This window comes from Brachybacterium sp. SYSU DS0246 (assembly GCF_059391765.1).
Genome location: NZ_JBZXYT010000013.1, coordinates 100537 through 108932, shown reverse-complemented (window position 1 = coordinate 108932; position 8396 = coordinate 100537). Strand labels below are relative to the sequence as shown.

10 protein-coding genes are annotated in these 8396 nt (G+C 73.0%); all 10 read left to right on the top strand.

Annotated features, from left to right (window positions below; translation table 11 throughout):
• Window positions 1-573 (top strand): methionine adenosyltransferase domain-containing protein (locus AC5020_RS08525; protein ID WP_464987953.1); only part of this gene is annotated, 573 nt, incomplete at its 5' end.
• Window positions 570-965, top strand: a complete 396-nt coding sequence (hisI, locus tag AC5020_RS08520; RefSeq protein ID WP_464987952.1) for a phosphoribosyl-AMP cyclohydrolase — start codon at window positions 570-572, stop codon at window positions 963-965. The genes AC5020_RS08525 and hisI, both read left to right, overlap by 4 nt.
• Window positions 962-2569 (top strand): anthranilate synthase component I, encoded by a 1608-nt coding sequence (locus AC5020_RS08515; protein ID WP_464987951.1) that lies wholly within the window; start codon window positions 962-964, stop codon window positions 2567-2569. The genes hisI and AC5020_RS08515 overlap by 4 nt, the downstream gene beginning before the upstream one ends.
• Window positions 2566-3318 (top strand): Trp biosynthesis-associated membrane protein, encoded by a 753-nt coding sequence (locus tag AC5020_RS08510; protein WP_464987950.1) that lies wholly within the window; start codon window positions 2566-2568, stop codon window positions 3316-3318. Before AC5020_RS08515 ends, AC5020_RS08510 begins: the two co-directional genes overlap by 4 nt.
• 83 nt (window positions 3319-3401) lie before the next feature.
• Entirely contained in the window at window positions 3402-3650 is a 249-nt protein-coding gene (locus AC5020_RS08505) for an HGxxPAAW family protein (RefSeq protein ID WP_377017232.1), read from the top strand.
• The gene (locus AC5020_RS08500) at window positions 3647-4114 is read left to right on the top strand and encodes a DUF2752 domain-containing protein (RefSeq protein ID WP_464987949.1); all 468 of its coding nucleotides are present in this window, start codon (window positions 3647-3649) and stop codon (window positions 4112-4114) included. Before AC5020_RS08505 ends, AC5020_RS08500 begins: the two co-directional genes overlap by 4 nt.
• A 64-nt stretch (window positions 4115-4178) precedes the next feature.
• Window positions 4179-5012 (top strand): indole-3-glycerol phosphate synthase TrpC, encoded by an 834-nt coding sequence (trpC, locus tag AC5020_RS08495; RefSeq protein ID WP_464987948.1) that lies wholly within the window; start codon window positions 4179-4181, stop codon window positions 5010-5012.
• Between the two features lie 50 nt (window positions 5013-5062).
• Window positions 5063-6379, top strand: coding sequence for a tryptophan synthase subunit beta (trpB, locus tag AC5020_RS08490; protein WP_494564412.1), 1317 nt, complete (start codon window positions 5063-5065; stop codon window positions 6377-6379).
• Window positions 6376-7209 (top strand): tryptophan synthase subunit alpha, encoded by an 834-nt coding sequence (gene trpA / locus AC5020_RS08485; RefSeq protein ID WP_464987947.1) that lies wholly within the window; start codon window positions 6376-6378, stop codon window positions 7207-7209. Before trpB ends, trpA begins: the two co-directional genes overlap by 4 nt.
• A 172-nt stretch (window positions 7210-7381) precedes the next feature.
• Complete coding sequence (lgt, locus tag AC5020_RS08480) at window positions 7382-8353, top strand: prolipoprotein diacylglyceryl transferase (protein ID WP_464987946.1); 972 nt, start codon at window positions 7382-7384, stop codon at window positions 8351-8353.
• Window positions 8354-8396 lie beyond the last annotated feature (43 nt).

Below are 8396 nucleotides of genomic sequence, written 5' to 3'. Positions count from 1 at the left end.
CAGCTGGCCCCGGCGATCTCGCGCGTGGTGATCGCGCCCGTGCTGGAGGATCTCGCGGGCCTGGGGCTGGACGTCTCCGACGTCGCCGTCCACATCAATCCCTCCGGGCGCTTCGTCCTGGGCGGGCCCAAGGGCGATGCCGGGCTGACCGGTCGCAAGATCATCGTGGACACCTACGGCGGCATGGCCCGCCACGGTGGTGGCGCCTTCTCCGGGAAGGACCCCTCGAAGGTGGACCGCTCCGGTGCCTACGCGATGCGCTGGGTGGCCAAGAACATCGTCGCCGCCGGGCTCGCCGATCGCTGCGAGGTCCAGGTGGCCTACGCCATCGGCGTCGCCGAACCCGTCGGCCTGTACGTCGAGACCTTCGGCACCGGCCACGCCCCTGCCCACCAGATCGCGGCGGCGGTCCGCAAGGTCTTCGACCTGCGGCCGGCCGCCCTCATCGACGCCCTCGACCTGCTGCGCCCGATCTACGCACTGACCTCGGTCCACGGCCATTTCGGCCGCGAGCTGCCCGAGTTCACCTGGGAACGCACCGATCGAGCCGAGGAGCTGGAGAACGCCCTGTGACCACGCCTGACCCGACCTCTCCCGCGGGCCTCGACCCGGAGCTCGCCGCCCGCCTCAAGCACGACGAGCGCGGACTGCTCACCGCCGTGGTCCAGGACGCCGCCGACCAGCGCGTGCTGATGGTCGGCTGGATGGACGACGAGGCCCTGCACCGCACCCTGACCAGCGGGCGGGCCACCTATTGGTCGCGCTCCCGCGGGGAGTACTGGCGCAAGGGTGACACCAGCGGGCACGTGCAATGGGTCCGCTCCGTGGCACTGGACTGCGACGGCGACACGCTGCTGGTCCAGGTCGACCAGGTCGGCGCGGCCTGCCACCGCGGCACCGAGACCTGCTTCGACGGCGGGGACCTGGGCGCCCTCTCCCTCTCGCCCGCGGAGCGGCACGCATGAACCCGGAGCACCCGACCGCGCCGGATGCCGCTGCCGCCGACCCCTCCGAGGCGTACCCGGAGCTGGTCGCGGGGCGCGAGGGCGACGCCCTCGGCGTGATCCACCCCGACCGCGAGACCTTCCGCGCCCTGGCCGCCCGCCAACGGGTGGTCCCGGTGAGCATGCGGCTGCTGGCCGACGAGGACACCCCGGTCTCGCTGTACCGCCGTCTGACGGCGGACGGCGACGGCCGCGGCACCTTCCTCCTGGAGTCCGCGGGGGAGGGCGAGGCCTCACGCTGGTCGATCATCGGCACCCGCGCCCGCGCCGTGCTGACCGAGCGCGAGGGCAGCGCCCACTGGATCGGCGACGTCCCGGCCGGCGTGCCCACCACCGGCAGCCCCGTGGAGGCGCTGCGCGCCGTCACCAGCGCCTTCCGCGCCGCCCGCCAGCCGCACCTGCCTCCCTTCTCCGGCGGCATGGTCGGCTATCTCGCCTACGACGCGGTGCGTCACTGGGAGAAGCTCGAGGTCTCTCCGCCCGACGAGGTGGGCCTGCCGGATCTCTCGATGCTCCTCGCCCAGGACGTGGTCGTCCACGACGACCACGACTCCACGGTGGTGCTGGTCGCCAACGCGCTGAACCTCGACGCCACGGCAGACGGGGTCGATGCCGCCTACGATGACGCGCTCGCGCGCCTGGAGGCGATGCGGGAGCGCCTGCGCACCCCGGTGAGAACCGGTGCGATGGTCTACGAGACCGTTCGCGACCTCGAGCCGAAGGCGCGCACCGCGCAGCTCGAGTACGAGCGGGCCGTGCAGGACGCCGTCCGCGACATCATCGACGGCGAGATCTTCCAGGTGGTGCCCTCGCAGCGCTTCTCCCTGCCGGTGGCGGCGGACCCGCTGGACGTATACCGGGTGCTGCGGCGGATGAACCCCAGCCCCTACATGTATCTCCTGCGCACCGTCGATGCGAGCGGGGAGCCCATCGACGTGGTGGGCGCGAGTCCCGAGTCGCTGGTCACCGTGCGCGGCAGGACCGCCACCACGCACCCCATCGCCGGCTCCCGCCCGCGCGGCGCGGGCCCGGAGGAGGACGAGCGCCTCGCCCAGGAGATGCTGGCCGATGCCAAGGAGCGCTCCGAGCACCTCATGCTCGTCGACCTCGCCCGCAACGATCTCCAGAAGTTCTGCGATCCAGGGACCGTGGTGGTGCGCGACTTCATGCACATCCAGCGCTTCTCCCACATCCAGCACATCGTCTCCACCGTCACCGGGCGCATCCGTGACGACGCCCTGGCCTACGACGCGCTGCGGGCCACGTTCCCGGCCGGGACCCTCTCCGGGGCCCCGAAGCCGGCGGCCATGCGGATCATCGACCGGCTCGAGCCGGTCCGGCGCGGCGTGTACGGCGGCACCGTCGGGTACATCGACTTCGCCGGGGACATGGACATGGCCATCGCCATCCGCACCGCCGTGCTCAAGGACGGCACCGCGCACGTCCAGGCCGGCGGGGGAGTGGTCGCCGACTCCGACCCCACCATGGAGCACCGCGAGACCCAGTCGAAGGCGGCCGCGGCCCTGCGCGCCGTCGCCTCGGCCGATACGCTGCGGTCCGCATGAGCACCTCCCGCCCCGAGGACCCTCCGGAAGAGCCGACGTCCGACCTGGCCCCGGCCGGGCCCGCGCGATCGCGGCGCACCCCGAGCCGGCGGATGACCGTGCTGGCCGGCCTGCTCGCCTCGGCCCTGCTGGCCGGTGCCACCCGGATGACCTGGGTGCAGGCCTCGGCGCCGGACCTCGCCGGCACCACGCAGGACGTGGCCGTCAAGGGCACCGACGCCGCTCCCGCGGTGCTCGCCGTGGCGATCGTCGCGGTCGCCGCGGCGCTGGCGACCACCCTGTCCTCGACCTGGGTGCGCTTCGTGACCGGCCCCGTGCTGCTCGCCGCGGGACTGGCCGGCGGATACTCGGCGGTCATGGTGAGCGCAGACCCGATCTCGGCCTCCGGCTCCGCGGTCGCCGGCGCCACCGGCGTCCTCGGCTCCCAGGTGCAGGCCCAGGCCACCGCCTGGCCCCTGCTCACGCTCCTGCCCGCCCTGGCCGTGGCCGCGACCGGTCTGATCGTCCTCGTGGCGGGCCGGACCTGGCCCGTCGGCACGCGGTACCGCAGCGCCGCCGTCACCGTCACGGCGGACCCGGCAGAGGACCCTGCCGCGGCCTGGGACGCCCTGACCCGGGGCGAGGATCCCAGTGCGGACGTCGACGCCCGTGCCGAGCCGGGCCCTGATCGCGAACCGGGCGACGGCGCGCAGCGCCGCGCCTCCGGGCAGCAGCTCGGTGACCGTGATCACCCGGCCTCCGACACCTGAGCGACAGCGCCGGACGCCGCCCCGTCCGTGGCGCCATGACGTGGCACAATAGCCTCGACAGGGCCCCCTACCGGAGAAGGACCATGACCAAGACCTACGCCGTGCCGCCGCACCCGCCCCACAACGAGGGCAAGACCGCGGCCGCCTGGACGCTGACCATGGGCGTGGTCTTCGGCTCGGCCATCGTGGCCGCGGGAATGATCCTGGCCATGATGCTTCTGGTGTGGATCGGCATCGGCGTGATGGCGCTCGCGATCATCGCGGGCATCGTCATGTCGCTCGCCGGTCTCGGCCAGCCCAAGCCGGAACTCGTCCAGAACGACTCGAGATGACCTCGGCGGCGCGGGACCAGCACGGCCACGCCGTGCCGGACGCCCCCGCCGGCGGACTCCGCAGGACCCTGCTGCCCCTGGGGATCGTGGCCGGCGGGCTCCTCGTCGCTCTCACGGTCCAGGCCACCTTCGACCCCTTCCGCACGAACGTGCCCCTGTGCATCGTCCACACCCTGACCGGGCTGGACTGCCCCGGGTGCGGGGCGATCCGTGCCGTCCACGCGCTGCTGGAGGGGAACCTGCTGCTCGCTCTGCGCAGCAATGCGCTGATCATCCTCGCCCTGCCGGCCGTGGCCGCGGGGATCGCCCTGTGGACCGTACGACGGGCACGGGGCAGGCCGATCGGCATGCTGCCCTCGAACCGCGTGATGATCCTGATGGGCGCCCTGGTGGCCCTGTTCACCGTGCTGCGGAACATCCCCGCCTTCTGGTTCCTCGCCCCGATCTCCTTCGTCGGCGCCTGAGCACCGACCCCCGTCCCGATCGCACCACCGGCGATCCCGCCCCAGACCGCTGCAGGAGGCACCCGTGACCCCCACCGGCACCGTGCTCGACGACATCATCGCCGGGGTGCGAGAGGACCTCGAGCCCCGACGCGCGGCGACGCCCGCCACCGAGCTCGAGCAGCTCGCCCGTGACGCCGCCCCGGCCCGCGACGCCCGCGCCGCCCTGCGCGGGGACGGCACCACCATGGGCCTCATCGCCGAGGTCAAGCGTGCCAGCCCCTCCAAGGGCGCACTCGCAGAGATCCCCGCTCCTGCCGACCTCGCGGCGATCTACGCCGACAGCGGTGCGAGCGCGATCAGCGTCCTGACCGAGCCCCGCCGCTTCCGCGGCTCCCTGGAGGACCTCGACGCCGTGCGTGCGCGCGTCGACGTTCCCGTGCTGCGCAAGGACTTCATCGTCGATCCGTACCAGGTGCTCGAAGCGCGCGCCCATGGCGCCGACCTGATCCTGCTGATCGTGGCGGCGCTGGAGGATTCACTGCTGCACGACCTCGCCGAGCTCACGGCCGAGCTGGGGATGCAGGCCCTGATCGAGGCCCACACCGCCGACGAGCTCGACCGTGCCCTCGCCCTGGATGCCGACCTCCTCGGCGTCAACGCCCGCGACCTCAAGACCCTCGACGTGCACCCCGACCGTGCCGGTGACCTGCTGCGCCGGATCCCGGCCGGACCGCTGGCCATCGGGGAATCGGCCGTGGCCTCCGTCCAGGACGTCGAGGCCTACGCCGCGGCCGGAGCAGACGCCGTGCTGGTCGGCGAGGCACTGGTCACCGCCGGTGATCCTGCCGCCGCCGTCACCGCGTTCCGCCAGGTCGCACGTCGCGGTCGCACCGCCCCGGAAGGAGCCCGCGCATGAGCGCCCCGCATCCCCAGCCCGTCCCGCCCGATGGCCAGGTCCGCACCGATATGCAGCGTCCCGCCGGGCAGCTGCGCTCCGAGTCCGGCCCCTACTTCGGGGACTTCGGCGGTCGATTCCTGCCCGAAGCCCTGGTCCCGGCCCTCGACGAGCTCACCGAGACCTACGAGAAGGCCGTCGTGGACCCGGAGTTCGCGGTCGAGCTGCAGCGCCTGGCAGCGGAGTACACCGGCCGGCCCTCGCTGCTGTCCGAGGTGCCGCGCTTCTCCCAGCTCGCCGGCGGCGCCCGGATCCTGCTCAAGCGCGAGGACCTCAACCACACCGGCAGCCACAAGATCAACAACGTCCTCGGCCAGGCACTGCTGACCAAGCGCATGGGCAAGTCCCGGGTCATCGCGGAGACCGGCGCCGGCCAGCACGGCGTCGCCACCGCCACCGCAGCGGCCCTGTTCGGCCTGGACTGCACGATCTACATGGGCGAGGAGGACACCGAGCGGCAGGCGCTGAACGTCGCCAGGATGCGCCTGCTCGGGGCCGACGTGGTCCCGGTCAGCCAAGGCTCCCGCACCCTCAAGGACGCCATCAACGAAGCGTTCCGCGACTGGGTCGCCAACGTCGAGAGCACCCACTACCTCCTGGGCACCGTCGCCGGACCGCACCCCTTCCCGGTGATGGTCCGCGACTTCCATCGCATCATCGGCGAGGAGGCGCGCTCCCAGACCCTCGAGCGGGTGGGCCGCCTGCCCGACGCGGTGGTCGCCTGCGTCGGCGGCGGCTCGAACGCGATGGGCATCTTCCACGCGTTCCTCGACGACGTGGACCCCGTCGTCCGGCTGATCGGCTGCGAGGCCGGAGGAGACGGCATCGACTCGGGTCGGCACTCCTCGACCATCTCCGGAGGGTCCGCCGGGGTGCTCCACGGGGCCCGCAGCTTCGTGATGCAGGACCAGGACGGCCAGACCATCCCCTCGCACTCGGTCTCCGCCGGGCTGGACTACCCCAGCGTGGGCCCCGAGCACGCCTGGCTCGCGGACATCGGCCGTGCCGAGTACCGGGCCATCGACGACGGCCCCGCCATGGACGCCTTCGCCCTGCTGTCCATGACCGAGGGCATCATGCCCGCGATCGAATCCGCCCACGCACTGGCCGGAGCCCTCGAACTGGGCCGGGAGCTGGGGGAGGAGGCCGTCATCCTGGTCAGCCTCTCCGGTCGGGGGGACAAGGACGTCGACACCGCCTCCCGCTGGTTCGGCCTGGTGGGCGAGGACCCCGCCCGCGCCGACCTCGAGAGCCTCCGCGCCCGCGCCCGCACCACCGCCGCAGGCCCCACCGGCCCTGCCGGTGCCGAGGGAGAGGTGTCCCGATGACCGCCCCCGAGACCGCCCGCGTGCGCGCGGCCGACGCCCTGGACAGCGCCCGCAGCGAGAACCGCTCCGCGCTTATCGGCTACCTGCCCGTCGGGTATCCCGACGTCGAGCAGTCCATCGACGCCGCCCGGGTGCTGATCGATCACGGGGCCGACATGATCGAACTGGGCCTTCCGTACTCGGACCCGGTCATGGACGGACCGGTGATCCAGCAGGCGGCCTCGGCCGCTCTGGCCGGTGGAGTGCGCACCCGTCACGTGCTCGAGGCCGTCGAGGCGCTCTCGGGCCGCGGAGCCGCCATCCTCGTCATGTCCTACTGGAACCCGGTCCTCGCCTACGGGCCTGCCGCCTTCGCGCGCGACCTCGCCGCGGCCGGCGGGGCCGGAGTCATCACCCCCGACCTGATCCCCGATGAGGGCGCCGACTGGATCGCCGCGAGCGAGGAGCACGGCGTGGACCGCGTGTTCCTGGTCGCACCCAGCTCGCCGCCGGACCGCCTCGCCCATGTGGTCTCCCACACAACGGGCTTCGTCTACGCGGCGAGCACCATGGGCGTCACCGGGACCCGCGCGAGCGTGTCGGCGGCCACCGAGGACCTGGTGGCGCGCACCCGCGCGGCCGGCGCCCGCAACGTCTGCGTCGGTCTCGGCGTCTCGAACGGTGAGCAGGCCGCGCAGGTCGGCGCGTACGCTGATGGAGTGATCGTCGGCTCCGCCTTCGTGCGCACGCTGCTGGACAACGCGGGCGACGCCCCTGCGACCCGCACCGCCCTCGCAGCCGTGGCCGACGATCTGCGCGCCGGAGTGGAGCGCGCTCGCACCGCCTCGTAGTACCGCCCCGAAGGACCCGCACGGCACCACCTCGTCGGCGCAGCATCCACAGGGGCCGCCCGGTCCGCTCTCGGGCCGGCCCCAGCGGGGCGGGCCCGTCGCCCGGCGAGTCCGCCGCCCCGTCGTCCCGCACCGCCCAGCCGTCCCGCACCACAGTGAGGAGAGCCCGGACATGATCCCCAGTTCGCCCATCTCCTCGCTCTCCCTCGGCCCGCTCACGGTGCACTTCTACGCGATCTGCATCCTGCTCGGGATGGGGGTGGCCCTGTGGTGGGCCACCAAGCGCTGGGTCGCGCGCGGCGGCGACGGCGACGACCTCTTCGACATCGTGTTCGTCGCAATCATCGCCGGGATCATCGGCGCCCGCATCTGGCACGTGCTGACCTCCCCGGCCCCGTTCTTCGGGGAGGGCGGGGACCCCATCGCCGTGCTCTACATCTGGCAGGGCGGCCTGGCGATCTACGGCGGCGTGGCCGGCGGCGCGATCGCGGCATACTTCATGGCCCGGATGAAGCAGGTCTCGTTCACCGCCCTGGCCGACACCATCGCCCCCACCCTGATGGTCGCGCAGGCCATCGGCCGGTTCGGCAACTGGTTCAACCAGGAGCTCTACGGCCCGCCCCTGGGCTCCTGGTGGGCGTGGGACGTCACCTGCGTCACCAACGGCACCACGATCCCCGGCTGTGAGCCCGGCACGTACCACCCGACCTTCCTGTACGAGCAGCTGTGGAACCTCGTCGGTGTCGTGGTGCTGCTGGCCCTGGCGCGCCGCTTCGAGCTGGGCGGCGGCCGCGTGTTCTGGGCCTACGCCGGGATCTACTCGACCGGCCGCGCCTGGATCGATGCCATCCGCAGCGAGCCCGTCCTGGTGATCGGGCCGCTGCGCATCCACACCCTGGTCGCTATCATCATGGTTCTGGTCGCCCTACTCGCCTTCGTGATCCTCACCGTGCGACAACGCCGGCGCGGCGGCGAGGTCGTCGCGGCCGACGGATCGTTCGTCGTACCCGCCCCCGCCGAGGACGAGGACCCCGACGATGAGGACGAGCCCGACAGATCCGGGACTCCTCCCGCCGCCGACGAAGAATCCTCCCCCCGGGACCCGGAGGGCCCCACGGACACCGGACGCCACAGGCGCGCCTGAGGACCGTGGCCCGGACCGGGCACCCGTCGACCACCGGCGAGCC

Excerpts from the sequence above, each read along its gene's own strand:
- trpA (WP_464987947.1), top strand. The coding sequence starts at position 6,376 with ATGACCGCCCCCGAGACCGCCCGCGTGCGCGCGGCCGACGCCCTGGAC.
- AC5020_RS08505 (WP_377017232.1), top strand. The coding sequence starts at position 3,402 with ATGACCAAGACCTACGCCGTGCCGCCGCACCCGCCCCACAACGAGGGC.
- lgt (WP_464987946.1), top strand. The coding sequence starts at position 7,382 with ATGATCCCCAGTTCGCCCATCTCCTCGCTCTCCCTCGGCCCGCTCACG.
- AC5020_RS08500 (WP_464987949.1), top strand. The coding sequence starts at position 3,647 with ATGACCTCGGCGGCGCGGGACCAGCACGGCCACGCCGTGCCGGACGCC.
- trpB (WP_494564412.1), top strand. The coding sequence starts at position 5,063 with ATGCAGCGTCCCGCCGGGCAGCTGCGCTCCGAGTCCGGCCCCTACTTC.
- AC5020_RS08515 (WP_464987951.1), top strand. The coding sequence starts at position 962 with ATGAACCCGGAGCACCCGACCGCGCCGGATGCCGCTGCCGCCGACCCC.
- AC5020_RS08510 (WP_464987950.1), top strand. The coding sequence starts at position 2,566 with ATGAGCACCTCCCGCCCCGAGGACCCTCCGGAAGAGCCGACGTCCGAC.